The organism is Pyxidicoccus sp. MSG2 (genome assembly GCF_026626705.1).
In the GTDB taxonomy this organism is placed as follows: domain Bacteria; phylum Myxococcota; class Myxococcia; order Myxococcales; family Myxococcaceae; genus Myxococcus.
The window spans coordinates 1,302,993-1,322,014 of record NZ_JAPNKC010000001.1 but is presented as its reverse complement, the minus strand read 5'-3'; the positions used below and the strand labels follow the sequence as shown (position 1 = coordinate 1,322,014).

The following is a 19,022-nucleotide window of genomic DNA, read 5'->3' as shown; positions in this document are numbered from 1 at the left end:
GCTCCACGGAGACGTGTGCCGGCGGTCACTGGTCCGGCACATGCACGGCACCGCCGGAAGCGTGCAACGGGCTCGACGACAACTGCGACGGGAGCATCGATGAGAGCGGTGTGTGCCGGTCGGATTCCCTGGCCTGCACCTGTACGCCGACGACGTGCGCGGCCCAGGGCAAGACGTGCGGCACCATGCCGGACGGCTGTGGTGGCACGCTGAGCTGCGGCACGTGCGGTGCCAATCAGCAGTGCACCAGCAACGTGTGCGTCGCGGTTTGTACGCCGACGACGTGCGCGGCCCAGGGCAAGACGTGCGGCAGCATCTCCGACGGCTGTGGTGGCACGCTGAGCTGCGGCACGTGCGGTGCCAATCAGCAGTGCACCGGCAACGTGTGCGTCGCGGCCTGTACGCCGACGACGTGCGCGGCCCAGGGCAAGACGTGCGGCAGCATCTCCGACGGCTGCGGTGGCACGCTGAGCTGCGGCACGTGCGGTGCCAATCAGCAGTGCACCGGCAACGTGTGCGTCGCGGCCTGTACGCCGACGACGTGCGCGGCCCAGGGCAAGACGTGCGGCAGCATCTCCGACGGCTGCGGTGGCACGTTGAGCTGCGGCACGTGCGGTGCCAATCAGCAGTGCACCGGCAACGTGTGCGTCGCGGTTTGTACGCCGACGACGTGCGCGGCCCAGGGCAAGACGTGCGGCAGCATCTCCGACGGCTGCGGTGGCACGCTGAGCTGCGGCACGTGCCTCAGCAAGCAGTACTGCAGCAACAATGTCTGCGTGACTGGCTGCATGCCAACGACGTGCTCGGCGGAGGGGAAGAACTGCGGCGCGATTCCGGATGGCTGCGGGGGCACCCTCGAGTGCGGCATTTGTGTCGGTGGTCAGTCTTGTGAGGGCAACGTGTGCGGGAGCGGGGAAAGCCTGCAGTCGTATGACAGGTGAAGCCCGCGGCATGGGACGCGACGTCGTCTTCGATGCGTGCGCCAGGTTCTCCGACCGTGGAGCCTGCGCACCTGGCGTTGAGTCCAGGAACGGTGCGTGTCTGGTGAGTCAGGTGTGTGTGGAGGAGATTCCTTGAAGCGCCTCATTCCGATCTCGATATCAGGGCTCTGCATCCTCTTTGGGATGGGGGGCTGCGGTACTTCCGCGGACGGCCCGAGCCCCGAGTCCTCGCTGGCGCAGGGCAAGGCGCGGGAGCTCAGCGACGCGCCGCTCGTGGTTCCGTCGGACACCGAGCTGGCCACGGAGAAGAAGTCCACGGGCACCGCGGCGGGCCAGGTGGACGCGGCCTTCAACGTGACCGCGGATGGCGAGGCGACCTACACCGTTCCCCTCTGGGTACCGCCGGGACGCGCGGGGATGCAGCCGAAGCTGTCCCTCAGCTATCGCAGCCGTGGCGGCAATGGAATGCTCGGGGTGGGCTGGAACGTCTCCGGGCTTTCGCAAATCGCTCGTTGCCGCAAGACGTTCGCCCAGGACGGACTGACGGCTCCCATCCGCTTCACCCAGGACGACGCGTTCTGCATGGATGGCCAGCGCCTGGTGGTCGTGGCCACGGCCACCGACACCATCGAGTATCGGACCGAGGTGGAGTCCTTCACCAAGGTGATTGCGTACCTCGATGACGCTGGGGTTCCCGACTACTTCGAGGCGTACCTCAAGGACGGGCGCATCCTCTCCTACGGCAGATACGAGGACACCCACTCTCGCCTGGAGGGACTCCGGGCGAAGCCGGTCGCGGACGCCACCACTGGCGCGGTGGAGCCGGGCCATGAGGCGGCACCGGTACGGCTGAGCTGGGGACTGTCCGAGGTCCGGGACCGGGCGGGCAATGACATGCGCATCCACTACCGCCTTGAGGGGGACCACACCTCGGGTTACGAGCATCTTCCGGATCGCATCGACTACTCGGGACACACCAGTGACACGTCCGGGGAGCTTCGCCGTCGCAGCGTCCGGTTCGTCTATACGGGCCCGCTTCGCCAGGACAGCTCGGTCCGCTACGTCGCGGGACTGAAGCTGCGCTCGACGCAGCGCCTGTACCGGCTGGAGATGTACGGACCGGGGCTGGCGTCCACGCCCACCACGCGCGACGACGTCCGGCTGCGCTACTACGAGCTCACCTACCGGAACGACACCATCACCCGGCGAAGCCTCGTCAAGAGTCTGTCCGAGTGTGACGGGGCCGGCGTCTGCCGGGACTCGGTGGATTTCAGCTACGACTCCGGCTTCGACTGCAGCGCGAACCCGGACAATGACTGCAGCGACCCCGTCGTCCAGGCCAGTGACTTCACGTCCATGGCGGCCGTGGAGCTCAGCGGTTCGAACCCCGTGCCCATCCGCGACGTCCAGTCGTGGGGGCCGCCGGATGCCAGCTGGAATGGCGAACCCATTCCCGGCATCCAGGACTTCTGGACCCTGCACACGCTGGACATCAACGGCGATGGTCGGGATGACCTGCTGTATCGGAAGAACGACGAGGCGAGGATTGTCTATCCCTCCAATGAGCCGGCGCAGCCCAAGGCGGGCCCGGGCATCTGGTACTTCCGCCTGGCCACCGGCTCGCCCGGCCTGTTCGGACCGGCGACCCTCGCGGGGCTCCCCAAGTCCAAGACCGGCAACAGCGACGACGACCTGCGCATCGTCGACATGGACGGTGACGGCACCTCCGAGGTGGTCGCGCTCATCGAGCCTGACACCCTGACGGGGCAGTCCGGCTACTTCCAGCTCTACCGCTTCAACGGGACGTCTTTCGTATCGGCCAACATCCAGGACCACGAACCCCAGGTTTTCTGGTGGGACACGTCGGCGTCGTCTCGGGAGGCAGGCCGTTTCCCGGTGATGCACATCTCCGACCTGAACGGTGACGGGCTGCCCGAGCTGTTCCGCTCCATCCGGCAAGACTCGACGTTCGACTGGGGCTATCGGATGAACCAGGGGGGGCTCACCCTGGGCCAGTACGTCGGACTGCCGCTACAGTCCTCCATCGACCACTCGGGCTACGCCGTGGACGTGGACGGCGATGGCAGCACCGAAATCCTCGTGCGGGGTGCGGGGCCCGGGGCCATCGACCATGCCTCCGCGCAGCACATCGCGGTGGGGGTTGGGCCGGGGAGCGCGGAGCGCCACTGGACCACGACATTGTCGGCGGTGCCGATTGGCTCCTCCGTCTCCCGCAAGCACTACGCTCGCACGTGGTTCTTGGACATCAACGCGGATGGCCTGGCCGACGCCGTCAGCGTGCGGCGGGACCGGGACACGGACGCGGGGAAGAGCTACGGGGACCTTTCGATTGCCATCAACACGGGCAACGGCTTCCTGCCGCCCGTGTTCCAGAACCTCGACCCGCTCCACGAGGTGAGTCCTTCGTGGATCCGCGACACCAGCCGCGGCCTCGACCCCGGCGTGCGCGTGCTGGACTTCGACCACGACGGCAGGCAGGACCTGCTGTTGACGGACTCGGGGCTCAGCAACGGGCGTGGCGTGCTGCGGGAAAAGATGTGGGTGCTGCTGGCGCGCGACGACCATTTCGAGCCGCGCGAGCTGACCGTGCCGGTGGGGCAGCGGACGGGGGGGACCTCCTCGGACAAGCCCTACGGCTACGGGCAGCGTTTCTCCCAGGTATTCGACTTCAACGGCGATGGCCTCTCGGACATCGTCCAGGTGGAGAAAGACCCCTCGGTTCCCGTGAGCCAGCGTGAGAACCACGGCGTCCTGCGGCTGTATCTGCGCAAGGGACGCGAGCCAGACGTGCTCACGGGCGTCCTCGCCGGGAAGCACGGCAAGGCCGTGACGGTGCGCTACCAGCACCTCCAGGAGGCGCCCGCCGCCTCGGGGCAGCCCCGCATCTACACGCAGGGCACGTGCAGCTACCCGCAGCAGTGCGTAGCGAGCGGGCAGTGGGTCGTCGTCGAGTCCGGCGTGGACGACGGCACGGGCACGAGCCACTTCAACACCTCCTTCTACTCGTACGAGGCGGGCCGCGTGGACCTGAAGGGCCGGGGCTGGCTCGGCTTCGGCAAGCGCACCGTCCACGATACGCAGACGGGCGCCACGGTCGTCACCACCTACAACAACCAGGCGCGCAACGGGACGCTCTACCTGCGCGCCTCGGCGCCGGTCCAGGAGATGACGGAGGTGACGCTGGCCTCCGGTGTGACGCACCGTCACGTCAAGGACTACGACTACGTCGACACCGCGAGCGCGACGGGCCGCCCCTTCCTGTACGCTGTGACAGTCACGGAGTCCTTCTACGAAGGCACGGGCGCCACGTTGACGCTGACGCGGAGTGGCTACCGCGTACAGTTCCAGGACACGTACGGCAATACCTACAACAGCGAGCAGGCGTCCCTGGAGGTCGTGAACGGGGCCACGACGGGGCGGGTCTGGAGCAACCGGACGGAGGTGCCTCAGTTCGACAACCGGGAGGCCACCTGGCTCATCGGCCTGCCGCTCCGGCTGGAGGACTCGAGCACGACGTTCGATGGGCTGACTGCCAGACGCGTGCAGACCCATGAGTACGACCCCGTGACGGGCCTGCTGGGGACGACCGTGGTGGAGCCGGGCTCGGGAATCCACTTCGAGCTGACCACGGTGCTCACACGCAATTCCTATGGCCTGGTCGAGCGAGTGGACCGCACCGGGGAGGGACCGGTGCGCTCGGAGTTCACCTGGTATGACGACACCGAGCACCAGTTCCCGGTGAAGTCCCTGAACGCAGGGGCGCATCGGAACCGCTTCGCGTACCACCCGGGGTTTGGCACGGTGGCGGTAGCGGAGGACGCGAATGGTCTGGTGACGCGGTTCCGTTACGACGGGCTGGCGCGCCAGCGCGCAACCGTCACTCCGACTGGCGAGGACACCACCCTCGAGTATGGCGCGGACTCGCTGGGTCAGGCGAAGGTCACCACCCGGAAGGTGGGCGGCCAGGAGGAGGCCGTCACCCTGGACAACTACGGCCGCGAGCGGCGCTCGGAGTTGCGCGGCTTTGACGGGAGCATCGTCTCCGTGACGTCCACCTATGACAACCTGGGTCGGAAGACGGCGGCGTCGCGCCCGACGTCCGGCAATGCTCCTCCGCGGTCCACGTCGATGACGTACGACAAGCTTGGCCGGGTATTGACGGTCACGACGCCCGAGGGGACCGTCACCTCGTACGGCTACGACAAGCTGACCACGACGAAGTTCGACGAGCGCTCGAACAAGACCAGCACGAACGTGGATGGGCTCAGCCAGGTGGTGGCCCGCAGCCAGTACACCACGGGAGGCCGGGAGCTTCGGACGACCTACGCGTATGGCCCCTTCGGCCTGTTGCGGCGGGTGACGGACTCGAAGGGCAACGTGGTCGACATCGAGCACGACCGGCTGGGGCGCAGGACGCGGGTGTCGGATCCGGACTCGGGTGTGACGACGTCCGTCTACAACGCCTTCGGTGAGCTCAAGCAGGAGACGGACGGCGGCAACCGCGTCACGACGTACGAATACGACGCGCTGGGGCGGCAGGAGAAGCTGACCGGCCCCGACGGTGTCACCACGCTCGTCTGGGACACCGACCTGAGGGGAGCGTTGTGGCAGACCACCAGCCCGCAGGGCGTCACGACGGAGTTCCTCTACAACGACAAGGCGCAGCTCTCCGACAGCACCTGGCGTCAAGGGAACACGTCCTACACCATCAGCCAGACGTACGACTGGGCCGGCCGGCTCGAGACGATGAGCTATCCGGAGGCCCTGGGCCGGCGCATGAAGGTGCGCCGTGCCTATACGGACCACGGCTACCTGCGCGAGGTGCGGGACGACGTCACGCAGCACGTCTTCTGGACGGCGCAGGAGCGCAATGCCTTTGGCCAGCTGACCTCGGAGTTGCTGGGCAACGGTGTCCAGACGCAGTACCGCCATGACTCGCGCGGCCGGCTCCGCTTCATCGACTCCAGTCGGAGTGGCGTGTCACTCCAGAAGCTGGCCTACGAGTGGGACGTGGAGGGCAACCTCCTCAGCCGCAACGACGTGCTGGCGCGGACGACGGAGGACTTCGAGTACGACCCACTCGATCGACTCAAGAAGTGGACGGTGTTCCAGAACTGCCGCAGGTCCGTGCTGGAGTACGACTACGACGACATCGGCAACCTGCTGGCGCGCCGGGTGCTGGAGGGCAGCGGCTCGCCCACGAACAGTGTGTATACCGGCGCGCCCGGCGGACCGCATGCGGTGAAGCAGACCCAGGCGGGCAGCTACGGCTACGACGGGAGCGGCAACCAGGTGTCCGGTCCCGGGCGCGCGGTGAGCTACACCGCGTTCGACCTGCCCCTGCGCATCGCCGGAGCGGGCCGCGAGGTGAACTTCACCTACGACGCCCGTCAGGCACGCTTCCGCAAGAGCAGCAGCCTCGGCGGAACGACCATCTACGTGGGGGGCGTCTACGAACAGCGTCAGGCCGGCGGACAGACGCAGCACGTCTTCTACATCTCCGGGGCCGAGCGCGTGGTGGCGCAGGTCGTCTGGGCGGAGAGCGCGGGGAGCATCACCTCCGAGCAGCCGCTGTACCTGCTGGTGGACCACCAGGGCTCCACCGAGACGGTGACCGACCTGCTCGGTGGCGTCGTGGGGCAGGAGCGGATGAAGTTCGAGCCCTTCGGCGCGCGAAGGCTGCCGTATGCGCTTCCCGTGGCGGCTGCCGTGTCCTCGCCGCAGGTCAAGAAGGGCTTCACGGGCCACGAACCCGATGACGAGTTCGGCCTGGTGAACATGCGCGGGCGTGTCTACGACCCCGAGACGGCGCGCTTCCTCACGCCAGATCCGTTCGTGCAGATGCCCGAGGACGGACAGTCCTACAACCGCTACGCGTACGCCCTGAACAACCCCCTCAGGTGGACGGACCCCACGGGCTTCCAGACGGAAGGCTCGGACGCGCCGAGTGAGCCGGGCTTTTTCGAGGAGGTCATGGAAATCATCGGCGATCCGCCGGTCGACGCCTCTCCCGTGGCGCTGTATGGGACGTCGCTCATCCTCTCCGCGGACCAGAACGGCAAGGCGACCAAGATGGATCGCCACATCTCGGATATCATCCAGATGAAGGGGAACACGCGCAGGTTCGGCGAGGGCCGGCAGCCGAGGCGCCCTCTGACGACCTATTTCGGCACGGACTACGATCTGTGGTCGGCGCGGGTGGAGGAGCTCCGGAAGATGTCGGGGGAGCTGCTGGTGGCAGGCCTGGAGTTCGTGGCGTTCGACCTGGCCACACGCGGTACGCTCAAGGCGGCAGGCTGGGGGGTCAGGGCTGCCATCGTCGATGGCGCCGCTGCACTCAAGCTCGGAGTCGCGGAAGGAGCTTCCGCATTGCGCCTTGCCTCCGGCGGGTGCTTTGTCGCGGGAACTCCGGTTCTGGTGGGGCTCGGTGTGAAACCCATCGAGCAGGTCTCGGTCGGCGACTGGGTCTGGGCATGGGACGAAGAAACCCGGGAGCCAGGGTGGCATCAGGTCTCACGTACCTTCATCAAACCCAGGCGGGTGGTGTTGCAGCTCGAGCTGGCGTCGTCGGACGGAACGCAGGAAGTGCTGCGTGTCACGCCCGAGCACCCGTTCTGGGTGAAGAGCCGGGGCTGGACGCAGGCGCAGCACCTCGAACCTGGAGATGCGCTGGAAACAGCGACCTTCCGGGCGCTTCATGTCCGCTCGCTCCAGCAGGGGGCTGGCTTCGAGACGGTCTACAACTTCGAGGTCGAGCGGGCCCATACGTACTTCGTGGGGCAGGCGACAGCCTGGGTCCATAATCAGTCCATCGGCGGTCCCCTCAAGCCAGGTGGAACGGTCATCGGATTGGGCGTGGAAGACGACCTGGCCGCTCACTGGTTCAGTGGCGCAACCACGTACAAGGACGGTGCATGGCAGCGAGCTGGACTGACCCGGGTGTCGTGGGCCAAGGCCTCGATGGATGAGATGGCCTTCATGAGGTCCTTCCAGGAGGCGGCCCAGAATGCCGCGGCCATTCGCTTCGAGGTCACGAGGTTCAGCGTTCCAGGTTTCTATGGAGCGCAGTGCAGGTCCGTGACCTCGAGGGAGCTCATTTACATCATCGACAACGGGCTGCTCCCGAAGGCCTCTTTCTGGCGTGGCGAGACGGAGCTCTACTGGGCCACCCCAGGGTTCGGAATCAAGTGAAGCTCACCGCCATAGAACGAAGTGAATGGGACGGCCGGCTGCGGCAGCAGGCTGGCGCGGAAGCGCAGATCTGGCTCTACCACGTCACATTCAAGCGCTTGCTCCTGAAGGTGTTCCACCCGAAGGAGGAGCAGGCCGTCTATGCCCTCGCATTGGGCTGCACGCACATGGAAGGGCCCTTCAACTGGAGCCAGTCGGCCATTGAAGTCATCGAGACCGAGGCGGGAGGGCCCCAGGAACCGCGCTACTGGATATTGGACAGGGCCAATGGGTTCCGGCTCTCCTGCTCCAGCGTGGTCTTGTACGAGGGCGCCGCAAACAGCTTCTTCAAGACCTTCGATGACCTCGTAGTCGAGTAGTGCCGAGGACCGCGGCCCGGCTCCCTGTGTCTGGGCGCCGGGCCGTGCTGTTTCAAGTGCAGGAGTGCAGGGCGAGCGCGAGTCTCGGCGCGCCTTCCTCGCCCGCGCCAATCCGCTCCCTTGACGGACGCGTCCGCCCCCCTCTGCCTGGACGGAACCTTCTCACCCCCTGGGTTCCGACCTACCGCGGCGGACGGGACGAGGGACAGGTGCCCCTCCTGAAACACGACGGCCCGGCTCCCCGTAAGAGGGAACCGGGCCGCGGTGTTTCAGGGAGCTGGCCTGGGGCCTAGAAGCGCGCCTGCAGCAGGGTGTTGAAGCCCAGCGCGTGCGGGTCCTCGAACGTGGGCTGGGCCACGCCGGTGATGTCGTCCCGGAACGTGGTCCGGTTGTTGTCGTACGTGTAGTAGACCTCGCCCACGGCGGCGACGGAGTCGGAGAGGTCCCACCGGAAGGTGGCCTTGGCCGAGTAGATGGGCTCCGCCTTGCAGACGGAGTTCGACTGGCCGCACACCTCGGGGAGGATGCTCAGCTGATTCACGTCACGCACCACCACGGTGCGCGTGCTGATGAGGTTCTCCGGCGGGTTGTTGCCGCCCAGCAGCGGGGTGGGGCTGCGGAACGAGGCCGGCTGCTGCACGCCGACGATGAAGCCCGGCGTGAAGTGCAGCGCGGGGAAGTGGTAGTCCGCGCCCACCGCCAGGAAGATCTCCGGGTTCAGCTTCGTGCCCTCGGGGAAGTCCTGGAACGGGGGGAAGCCCGGCACGTCGAACTGGATGTACGAGAGGCTGCGGTACAGGCCCAGCACGCTGACGCGCAGGAAGTCGAGCTTCGCGCGCGCCTGGAGCGCCAGCGCGGTGGCGCCCTGGGGCTGCGTGGCGCCGAACTCGTCCGGCTTCTCCAGCGTCTGCGAGAGGTAGCTGCCCTCGAGCGACACGGAGTAGGACAGGCCGCCCGGGTACGCCTCCGGCGCGAAGAAGCGCTGGTAGATGTCCGGGTCGTTCTTGTAGAGCCGGAAGTCCACGCTCGTGCCCACCGGCACGCCCACGTGGTAGACGACCTGGCCGGACACGCCCGCGGCATTCACCGGCGCCTCCACACCCAGCGTCGCGAGGCCGGGCACCAGGCCCTTCTGGAAGTAGCCCACGCCGGCCTCGACGCGCAGCGTCTCCAGGATGTCCCAGCCCGCGCCGGCCATCGCGCCGTAGAGCGTCTCCTCCTCGAGGATGAGCTCGTTCTGCACGAGCGCCGTCTTGCCGCCGACGTACGCGTACCAGTTGTCGCGCGTAATCTGGAGCTTGGCGCCCGGCACGCCGTTGGCCGCGGAGCGGGTGGTGAACACGCCGCTGCCACCCCATGAGATGCGGTAGGCGTAGCCCAGGCGGAAGCGGTCCGCGGACACCGGGAAGCCGACGAGCGAGATGCCCTCCTTCTCGCTCCAACCCGGCGGCTGGTAGTTGAGCCGGATGTAGCTGGAGTTGTCGCGGATGTCGACGCCACCCGCGGGGCGCTCCAACACCAGCAGCGTCAGCGCCGCCTCCGTGGTGAGCCCCTCGAAGAACGCGGGCGCGCGCTTGTAGAGCACCACGTTCGACAACGACTCGAAGCCGGAGAACCGGGTGTTGAAGTTGTCGTAGAACTGGGTGTTCTGGTTGCCCGCGCCAAAGCGTGCGTTCGGGCTGTTGGGCGTCGTTTCACCCGAGCCCGCGAGCACGTTGTCGTCCGCGAAGACGAACGACAGGCGCGTGTCAACGAAATCACCGGCCCAGGCGGGCACACTCAGGGATAGCAGCCCGGTCAGGGCCAGCGTCTGCAGCGTTTTCAATGTCCCTCTCCACGAAGCGGCCCGGGGGGAGCCGCTCCTCCCCGCGCCCGGCTTTCACCAGGGCGCGAACTTCGTCAAACGACTACGGATTGGCGCAAGGCTTGATGGGCTTCGGGCATTCCATGTCCGGGCCCGGGTAGCAGCAGAGGTCGTCCTGGTCGCGCGGCAGCACCATCCACCGCGGCCGCGCGGCGCTCACCTGGCGCAGGTGACCGACGATGTCGAAGGTGGCCGCGTGCAGGTAGCGGCACTGCTGCGCGCGGCTCGTGTCCGGGTCGTCCTCGCGGCAGTTCACCACGAGGTCCGGAACCGCGTCCTTCGTCACCAGGTTGATGCGGGTGTTCGCGTTCGTGCCCACCTGGCACGTCACGGCGCCGTTGGCCTCGTTCTGCGCGCTGGCCCACATGATGAACTGCGCGTTCGACAGCGTCGTCGTGAGCAGGGTGCGCGCCGCCAGCGGAACGTCGTCGCTCTCGGGCAGGCTGTTGCCGCCGAAGCGCAGGAACGCGGCCTTGTCACACCAGATGTGGACCTTGCGGCCCGGGGTGAGCTCCTTGGTGCTGGCCCACGTGGTGGTGTCCGGATTGCCGTCCACCTGCGCGGTGACGCGCTCGATGCGTCCCGGCACGGAGCCGTCCAGGCCCGCCTCGGGCGCGCCGGAGGGGTTCATCTCCACCACGAACTGGCCGAACGTGTCGTACGTGTTCTTCTCGCTGCAGATCTTCCCGGCGAACGGGCCCATGCCCAGGGTGCAGTTGATGTTGCACTGGCGCTCCGGCAGGTCCGGATCCGCCGGGTTGTCCGTGCCGCCGCAGGAGCCCCAGGTGCCCGCGCGCGTGTCCGGGCAGAAGAAGGGCACCGTGCCATTGCCGTTGGCGTCGCAGCTGTGGATGACCTCGGGGAAGCGCACGCGGCGGACCTTCACCAGCGAGGACTCCAGGCCCTCCATCTTGTAGTTGCCGTAGCTGTAACCACACAGCGGGTCGGTGATGTAGAGCGAGGCGCTGTAGCCGCACAGCCGGCCGTTGATCTCCACCGGCGGGGCCAGGTTCAGGTACTTGTTCCACTCGCTCTGCGGCAGCAGGCGGACGTGCTCGCGCACCGTCCACGAAGGGAAGGTGAGCTGCGTGGTGGCGGTGAACTCCTGCACCGAGCCGGCGACCGTCCAGAGCAGGTCGCCCGGGTCCAGCCCCTCGGGGAAGGAGTAGTTGTAGATGTACATCGAGTTGAAGCGGCCCGGGAAGTAGCCGCTCGGCTCGGCCGTCTGGGTGTTGGCGCCCTGGATGGTGCCTTCCTTCACGCGGCAGGCCGTCAGGTCCGTCACGAAGAAGCCGCCCGGGTCCAGGCCCGTCACCAGCAGCGTCACCGGCTGGCCGTTGTTCGGGTCATTCACCTCGGGGCAGTTCTGGCGCAGCACGGCCCCGGACTCGGGGGCGCGGCCGATGCGCATGTACGTGCCGTTGTACGCGGTGAGCTGGTCGCCGTTCTGCGGCGTCTGCACCGTGGACAGGGTGGGCTCCTCGAACAGGAGCGACTTGGACAGGCCCGTGGCGTAGCTGCGCGTCGCCGGCTCCTGCGGCAGGTCTCCCGCGGCCACCTGGCCCTCGGAGTAGTCCACCTCGGGCGGCTCGTCCTCCACCCACACGTGCAGCTCGCCGTACAACTGCGAGGCGCGCACGGTGCCGGTGCCCTTGCCGTTGGTGAGGTTCGACCAGCGGTAGGTGTACGCGCCGGTGAGGTTGCCCGGGACGACGCGGAAGGACACCGGGCCGTTGAAGGACTCCAGCGGCTGGCCCTTCACGTCGATGGCGGTGATGTCCAGGTCGATGTCCACCGCGCTGCGCGGGATGATGTAGCGGCAGTCCGCGGTGCCACGGACCTCCGCGGGCACCTGCGCCTGCGAGCCGTAGCGGGTGGCGCAGTCGTTCACCACCGTCAGCGCCGCGCGAGGCGTGGTGTTGGCGACGTAGAGGCCCTTGACCTGCACGTCGAAGGTGCCGACGCCCTGGGGCTGCACGGCGTCCTCGGTGTAGCAGCCGGCCAGGGCGAAGGCCGACAGGAGCATGAGTCTCTTCATCACTTCACCCTCCGGCCGATCCGGCCGTCTTCCACCGCGTCCGCGACGGACATGGACGTGGGGTTCTCACAGAAGGAGCGCAGCTCCGGCGTCACGGTGCCGCAGATGGGGTTGCCGCCCGCCAGCACGTCGCGGCAGCTGCAACGGCCCGAGTAGGGGCCGGTGGCCGGTGCACAGGCGGCCTGCGCCTTGGCGGGCGTGTCAATCTCGGGTGCATTGCAACCCTCGGGGTTGTAGCCGCGCTCGGCGAGGGCCTCACAGGTGCACTTCTCGCCGACCTTCTTTCCGGCGATGCATGCCTGTTGGGCCTGCTCGGGCGTGGTGACGCCCTGCGCATTGCAGCCCGTGGGGTCGAACCCCCGGCCGAGGAGATCGCCACACTTGCAGGCACCCACCTCCACCGCGAGCTCGTCCTTGAAGACCTTCGCCGCGCGGCAGAAGCCCACCACCTGGTCAGCCACCGTCCACTTGCCGTTGATGAGGCTGCCGCAGCGGGTGCCGGACTTGGACGTCGCGTTGCCGTCGAGGATGTCCTGGCAGGTGCAGAAGCCCTGCATGTAGCCGATGAGCGAGTCGCGCAGGGAGATGCCCGTTTCGATGCGCGTGGTGTTGCGCTTGAGCACGTTGAAGCCCGAGCCGCCCTTGGCGATGTAGTCGTTGACGGCGATCTTGTACGTGCCGTTGGGGTCCAGCGCATTGCTGTTGATCTGGATGTCCGTGCCCGGGTTGGCGTAGCACCGGCCCTCTCCGGCGGCGGAAGACTCATCCTCGAGGCACTGCCAGGGGGCATGGCCCGCGCGGTTCTCCGTGGGGCAGTCCGTGGCGTTGTTCGCCCGCGTGCAGGGGATGCGCAGGTCGTTCAGCTGCACCTGGGCGCAGTCCATGGTGAAGCGCGCGCCGGAAATCTGTGCCTGGCTGACGCAGCCGCGCTCGGCGGAGCGCTCGGCCACGAAGTTGAACATCTCCTGCATCTCCTTGCCGGAGAGGTACATGATGTTGATGGTGTTCTCGAAGGGGAACACGTTGAACATCGACTCCTGCGTCACCACGCCGGCATAGAGGTTGTCGCGGATGCCCAGCGAGTTGGTGAGCGCCATCTCCGCCTCGACGCGGCGGCGCTTGCGCATGGAGTCCGCGGCCACGTTGCCCAGCGGCGAGTCACCACCCGAGGAGTTGTTGCGGCGCTGCACGTCGCGCGGGGCGTAGGAGAAGATGTTGGTCAGCTGCAGCTTGAAGTCCATGCCCAGGATGTAGGGCTGGAGCAGCTGCGTCGTGTTCCGGTCCTCCTGGTCGCGGCAGGCCTTGATCGCGGCGCGCACGTCCGGGTTCTGGATGAACTGACCCTCCGTCCAGAAGATGCTCGAGTCATACCGGTAGCGGCGCATGGCGTCGTTGCACCAGAGCGCGTCCAGCGGGAAGACGCGGTAGTCCTGGCTGAGCACCTCGGCGCCCTCGCCCTCGCCGGCGACCTCCGGCATCTTCACCACCAGCTCCAGCCGGCCCACGTACTTGGCGAAGGCGCCCGAGTGCGCGAGCACCACCTTGCGGCCGCTGGGGTCCACGAGCAGCTGCGGCGGGTTGAGCACCACGTGCAGGTGGCCGCCCAGCACCACGTCCACGCCGGACACGCCGGGGATGAGCACGCGCACCACCGACTTCTCGTCACCCTCGGGGCCGAACCACTCCAGCACCTGCCACGGGCTCTTGGCGCGCTGGACGAAGGACTTCGCGCGGCCGTACTCGTAATAGGCCTCGTAGCCCTGGATGACGTCCTGGTCCTCGGTGAGGCCCAGGTGGCTGACGATGACGATGAGGTCCGTCACCGGGCGCAGCAGCTCCACGTAGGCGCGCACCACCTCGTTCTGCTCCATCGGGGTGACCTGCAGGCTGTTGCCACCCTCGACGATGGAGTTGAGCGAGGAGATGTTGGCCATGCCGATGACACCCACCCGCACGCCCTTGATGTTGCGGATGGTGTACGGCTCGGTCTCGAGCCCCGCCTGGTTGCTGCCCACCTGGCGCCAGTCGTTCCACATGTAGTTGGCGGCCAGCAGCGGGAAGGTCGCGTTGTCCCGCGCGCGCTGGACGAAGTTGAGCGCGCCCGCGTCGAACTCGTGGTTGCCCACCACCGCCGCGTCCAGGCGGGTCTGCGAGAGGAACTTGAACTCCACCTCGCCGGTGTTGATGTTGAAGATGGGCGCGCCCTGGAAGCAGTCACCCGAGTCCAGGTGGATGACCCGGTCCCCCTTCTCCCGCTCGCGCTTGAGGAGCGCCGCCATGCGCGTCGCGCCACCGAAGGGACCGGCCTCCGGGATGAGTCCCAGGTCCTGGTCCGTCTTCAGCGGGGCGAAGTCATAGGGGATGAGGCGCGAGTGGATGTCGGAGGTATGCAGGAGCGTGAGACGCACCTCCTGCCCCGCGAGGTTGTAATCCTGGCCTTCCACCACCGGCATACACGAAGCCGTAGCCAGGGCACAGGAGAGGCCGAGCAGGACGCGACGCATCAAGAGAGATTCCGTGTTTCAGGGGGAGGACAACGGTAAAGCCGGCGCACCGTACGGGATCAAGCTCTGTCCGGCAAGCAACGCAGGCATCACATTCCTACTCCATCACCATCGTGGTCCTACTCCCCAGGAGAGCAGGCAGACATGAAGCCCGGTCATTCCAGTGTGACTGACATCGAGATCATCGAGGATTTCTCGTCCACGGCGCGCTGTGACGAGGGCTTCTTGCGAGTGCGGCGGCTGCGCTGCCGCAACCGGCGCGCGGACGGCTCGTCGTCTTCCGTGTACCGGGTGGACGTGGTGGACCGGCCCCGCCTGGACGCCGTCGCGGTGCTCGTCTTCCGACGCGGCGCGTCGGGTGCTCCGGGGGCTTCTGATGCCCCGGGTGCCCCCGGTTCCATCGAGGTGCTGACGCGGATGAACCTGCGGCCCGCGGCCTTCTTCCGGAAGGACAACCGGGGGGCCATGACGGTGCCGGACCCGGCGGCGGGGTACCTGCGCGTGGAGGAAATCGTCGCGGGGCTGCTGGAGCCGGAAGACAAGGGCGAGGAGGGCCTGAAGCGCCGCGCGGCGGAGGAGGTGCGCGAGGAGGCGGGCTACGCGGTGAAGCCCGAGGACATCCAGTTGCTGGGCGGCTCCTTCTTCCTCGCGCCGGGCATCCTCTCGGAGAAGGTGTTCCCCGCGGCCGTGGACGTGACGGGCCTGGAGCCGGTGGACCCGGAGGGGGACGGCACGCCGCTGGAGGAGGGCACGCAGCTGCACTGGCGGCCCCTCGCGGAGGTGCTGGAGGCGTGCCGTCGCGGCGACATCCCGGATGCGAAGACGGAGGTGGCGCTGACGCGGCTGCTTGCCCGCCAGGCCTGAGGCACGGGGGTGGGGGACGAAACGCGGCGCCGGGTTCCGCCGGGCCGCGGACCGGGGTAGGGTGCGCCCCGTCCCGTTTCCCACTGCCGAGGTCGCTGCATGTCGTCGCTGCCCCCCTGGCTGGCCCAGCTGCTGCCCATCCTCATCCTGCTGGGAGCCATCGCCCTCGTCCTGGCACGCCTGCCCAAGGTGGAGCTGGGGCACACGGACGCGTTCCGGCGCCGCCGCTTCTACAACTGGTTCCCGCTGGGCATGACGTACGCGTTCCTCTACATGGGGCGCTACAACGTCAACGTGGCCACCAGCGCGCTGGGCAGCCGCACCACCAACGCGGACTTCGGCACCATCTTCTTCTGGGGCACGCTGGTCTACGGCTTCGCCTTCCTCCTCAACGGTCCGCTGACGGACCGGCTCGGGGGCCGGAAGACCATCCTGATGTCGGCGGCCGGCTCGGCGGTGGCCAACGTCGCCATGGGCGCGGTGGTGTACGCGGTGGTGACGCAGGACTGGCAGCCGCCCGGCGGCCTCGTCGCGACGCTGTCGTTCCTCTACGCCGTCAACATGTACTTCCAGAGCTTCGGCGCGGTCTCCATCGTCAAGGTGAACGCGTCCTGGTTCCACGTGAGGGAGCGCGGCCAGTTGGGCGGCGTCTTCGGCATCCTCATCTCGCTGGGCGTCTACTTCGCCTACGACTGGAGCCGGCTCGTCGTGCAGGCGGCGCCGGTGTACTGGGTGTTCTTCGTGCCCGCCGCCATCCTCGCGGCCTTCCTGGTGCTGGACTTCTTCGTCATCCGCGACACGCCCGGCCAGACGGGCCACCCGGACTTCGACACCGCGGACGCGTCCTCCGGGGAAACCGGCCCTCAGCTGGGCGTGTGGCCCGTCTTCAAGCGGATGATGAGCAACCGCACCATCATCGTCATCCTCTGCATCGAGTTCTGCAGCGGCTTCATGCGCAACGCCATCATGCAGTGGTACCCCAAGTTCGCGAAGTCCACCGGCATCGGTGAGGGCTTCGTGGCGGCCAACTGGGGCATGCTGCTGTGCGTGGCCGGCATCACCGGCGGCATGTTCGCCGGCGTCATCAGCGACCGCGTCTTCGACTCGCGCCGCGGCCCCGTCTCCGCGGTGCTCTACGCGGGCATGTCCCTGGGCGCGGTGGCCACCCTGTTCCTCCTGGACAGCGCGGCCCTGGGGTGGACGGTCATCTTCATGTCCCTGTGCGTCATCGGCGTGCATGGCATGCTGTCCGGCACGGCCAGCATGGACTTCGGCGGCAAGAAGAACGCGGGCCTCGCCGTGGGCATCATCGACGGCGCCGTGTACGCGGGCACCGCCCTCCAGTCGATTCTCCTGGGCTCCATCCTCCCCGCGGGCGACCTGGCGAAGACTCCGGGCAACTGGGGCAACTGGCCGCTGGCCATGCTCCCGCTGTCGTTCCTGGGCCTGGTGCTGGCCACCCGGGTGTGGAACGCGAAGCCCCAGCCGAAGGGGGCCTCGCTGCCCACCGCGGCGCCCGTCCCGTCGCCTTCCGACGCCGCCCCGGCCTCCCGGACAGGCACCGGAGGGTAACTCCTTCGTGCTTCAACGGACGTGTAACGCCCGGGTCACTCCCGCGTGACAGACAGGTAACGTAGAGTGCGGGTGTGTCCCAGGCACCCGCACCCTTGCAAAGCCGCTTCGAGGTCCACGACCGGAAGCAGTTCGAGATAAAGCTCGAGTACCAGCCCACCGGCACGGAGGAGACGCGCTACCTCGTGGAGGCGTACCTCTTCCTGCCCGGCAGCCTGAACATCGACGCGGAGACGTACCCGCGCGCCGACTTCTACGCGGACATCCACAACTACGTGCGCTTCAAGACGCCGGTGATGGCGGTGGAGGAGCTGCTGTCGTCGGACGCCTCGCCGCTGGTGCGGCTGGAGGCCTGGCTGCGCACGGGGATGGGCACCGAGAGCGACATCGTCTACCAGGCCAAGCTCCTGTCGTGCGTGCTGCGCGGGGCGCTGCGCCGCTTCGCCATCGGCGTGGAGTCGCGCTGCGAGGGCACGGGCGGGCTGCCCCAGGACGCCTGCGCGGTGCTGGAGGCGGACATCCTCGCCATGCAGTCCGGCGTCACGCGGGTGCTGGAGCGCTTCCGCGCGTGGCTGCGCTCGGCGGGGGAGTTGCGGCTGCAGGAGCGCCCGCGGGCGGCGCTGCGGCTGGTGGACGAGTACGTCAGCCTCCTCGTGGAGGGCGGCTTCCGGCGCTCGGTGGCGGACATGAAGGCGCTGCCGCGCACGGAGCCGTGGGTGGGGCTGCGCAAGGGGCTGATGGAGGCGGTGCTGCGCGAGGAGGCGTACCGCAAGGAGCACCGGCTGCGCAGCGTGCTGAGCCCCACCGGGGACAACGAGGAGTACATCCAGCGGCTGGGCTTCCTGAAGAAGTTCTGCATGAACGTGCTCTTCCTGTCCTCGAAGCGGAAGCAGAAGCGGCAGGGCTTCGAGGAGATGCTCTTCGCGCTGGCGGCGGGCGTGGCGATGACGTTCGCCACCGCGGTGGCCTTCTGGGCGCAGGCGCGCTTCGCGCAGGCGAGCCTCAACTTCTTCCTCATCCTCGTCGTCGGCTACATGGTGAAGGACCGCATCAAGGAAGGCCTGCGCAAGATGCTCAGCCGCGTGGCGGCCACGCACCTGGCGGACCGGACGGCGGACCTGGTGGACCCCGTCACCGGGCGCTCGATTGGGACGTGTGAGGAGCGGGTGGACTACGGTCCGTCCCTGAAGGTGCCGCCGGCCGTGTCCGCGCTGCGCCACCGCGATGACTTCCTCACCGCGTCCCAGGGCGAGCTGTCCGAGACGGTCATCCGCTACCGCAAGCACATCGACCTGGACGCGCGCCTGATGCCGCGCACGGAGCGGGGCCTGACGGGTGTCACCGACATCCTCCGGCTCAACGTGGAGCGCTTCCTGCGCGACATGGACGAGCCGGAGCTGGCGCTGGAGTACGTGGACCTGGCGGACCTGTCCGTGGGTCACATCCGCGGCGCCAAGCGCTACCCGGTGGACGTGGTGTTCCGCTTCACCGTGGAGGAGGAGGAGACGGACCGGCGCGAGGAGACGACGCAGTTCGTCCGGCTGGTGCTGGACCGCAACGGAATCCAGCGCATGCAGCGCTTCCCGGAGCCCTCGTCTCCCGGGACGCCCTCCGGCACCGTGCCCTGGCAGTCGGCCGCCTGAGCGGCACGGTTTCGGCGGCGCCATC

At 67.9% G+C, this 19,022-nt stretch carries 9 protein-coding genes; 6 read left to right on the top strand and 3 right to left on the bottom strand.

Annotated features, from left to right (window positions below):
• The first annotated feature begins 110 nt into the window (after window positions 1-110).
• The 3 genes from OV427_RS05450 to OV427_RS05440 all read left to right on the top strand — a co-directional run bounded on the left by OV427_RS05450 (window position 111) and on the right by OV427_RS05440 (window position 8,512).
• Complete coding sequence (locus OV427_RS05450; protein ID WP_267855044.1) at window positions 111-941, top strand: hypothetical protein; 831 nt, start codon at window positions 111-113, stop codon at window positions 939-941.
• A 132-nt stretch (window positions 942-1,073) separates the two neighbouring features.
• Entirely contained in the window at window positions 1,074-8,153 is a 7,080-nt protein-coding gene (locus OV427_RS05445; protein ID WP_267855043.1) for an RHS repeat-associated core domain-containing protein, read from the top strand.
• Window positions 8,150-8,512, top strand: coding sequence for a hypothetical protein (locus OV427_RS05440; RefSeq protein WP_267855042.1), 363 nt, complete (start codon window positions 8,150-8,152; stop codon window positions 8,510-8,512). Before OV427_RS05445 ends, OV427_RS05440 begins: the two co-directional genes overlap by 4 nt.
• Window positions 8,513-8,801: 289 nt before the next feature.
• On the opposite strand, the gene OV427_RS05435 is transcribed toward OV427_RS05440, so the two are convergent.
• From OV427_RS05435 to OV427_RS05425, 3 genes are all read right to left on the bottom strand, one after another.
• Window positions 8,802-10,337: a hypothetical protein gene (locus tag OV427_RS05435; RefSeq protein ID WP_267855041.1), complete on the bottom strand. Its 1,536-nt coding sequence runs from the start codon at window positions 10,335-10,337 to the stop codon at window positions 8,802-8,804.
• Between the two features lie 82 nt (window positions 10,338-10,419).
• Complete coding sequence (locus OV427_RS05430; protein ID WP_267855040.1) at window positions 10,420-12,414, bottom strand: hypothetical protein; 1,995 nt, start codon at window positions 12,412-12,414, stop codon at window positions 10,420-10,422.
• Window positions 12,414-14,918: a bifunctional metallophosphatase/5'-nucleotidase gene (locus OV427_RS05425; RefSeq protein WP_267855039.1), complete on the bottom strand. Its 2,505-nt coding sequence runs from the start codon at window positions 14,916-14,918 to the stop codon at window positions 12,414-12,416. The genes OV427_RS05430 and OV427_RS05425 overlap by 1 nt, the downstream gene beginning before the upstream one ends.
• A 144-nt stretch (window positions 14,919-15,062) precedes the next feature.
• Between OV427_RS05425 and OV427_RS05420 the strand changes: the two genes are divergently transcribed.
• The 3 genes from OV427_RS05420 to OV427_RS05410 all read left to right on the top strand — a co-directional run bounded on the left by OV427_RS05420 (window position 15,063) and on the right by OV427_RS05410 (window position 18,997).
• The gene (locus OV427_RS05420; RefSeq protein WP_267855038.1) at window positions 15,063-15,782 is read left to right on the top strand and encodes an NUDIX hydrolase; all 720 of its coding nucleotides are present in this window, start codon (window positions 15,063-15,065) and stop codon (window positions 15,780-15,782) included.
• 99 nt (window positions 15,783-15,881) lie between these two features.
• A complete protein-coding gene (locus OV427_RS05415) occupies window positions 15,882-17,354 on the top strand; it encodes an MFS transporter (protein WP_267855037.1) in 1,473 nt (490 codons plus the stop codon).
• A gap of 74 nt (window positions 17,355-17,428) precedes the next feature.
• Window positions 17,429-18,997 (top strand): hypothetical protein, encoded by a 1,569-nt coding sequence (locus tag OV427_RS05410; protein WP_267855036.1) that lies wholly within the window; start codon window positions 17,429-17,431, stop codon window positions 18,995-18,997.
• The last annotated feature ends 25 nt before the right edge of the window (window positions 18,998-19,022 follow it).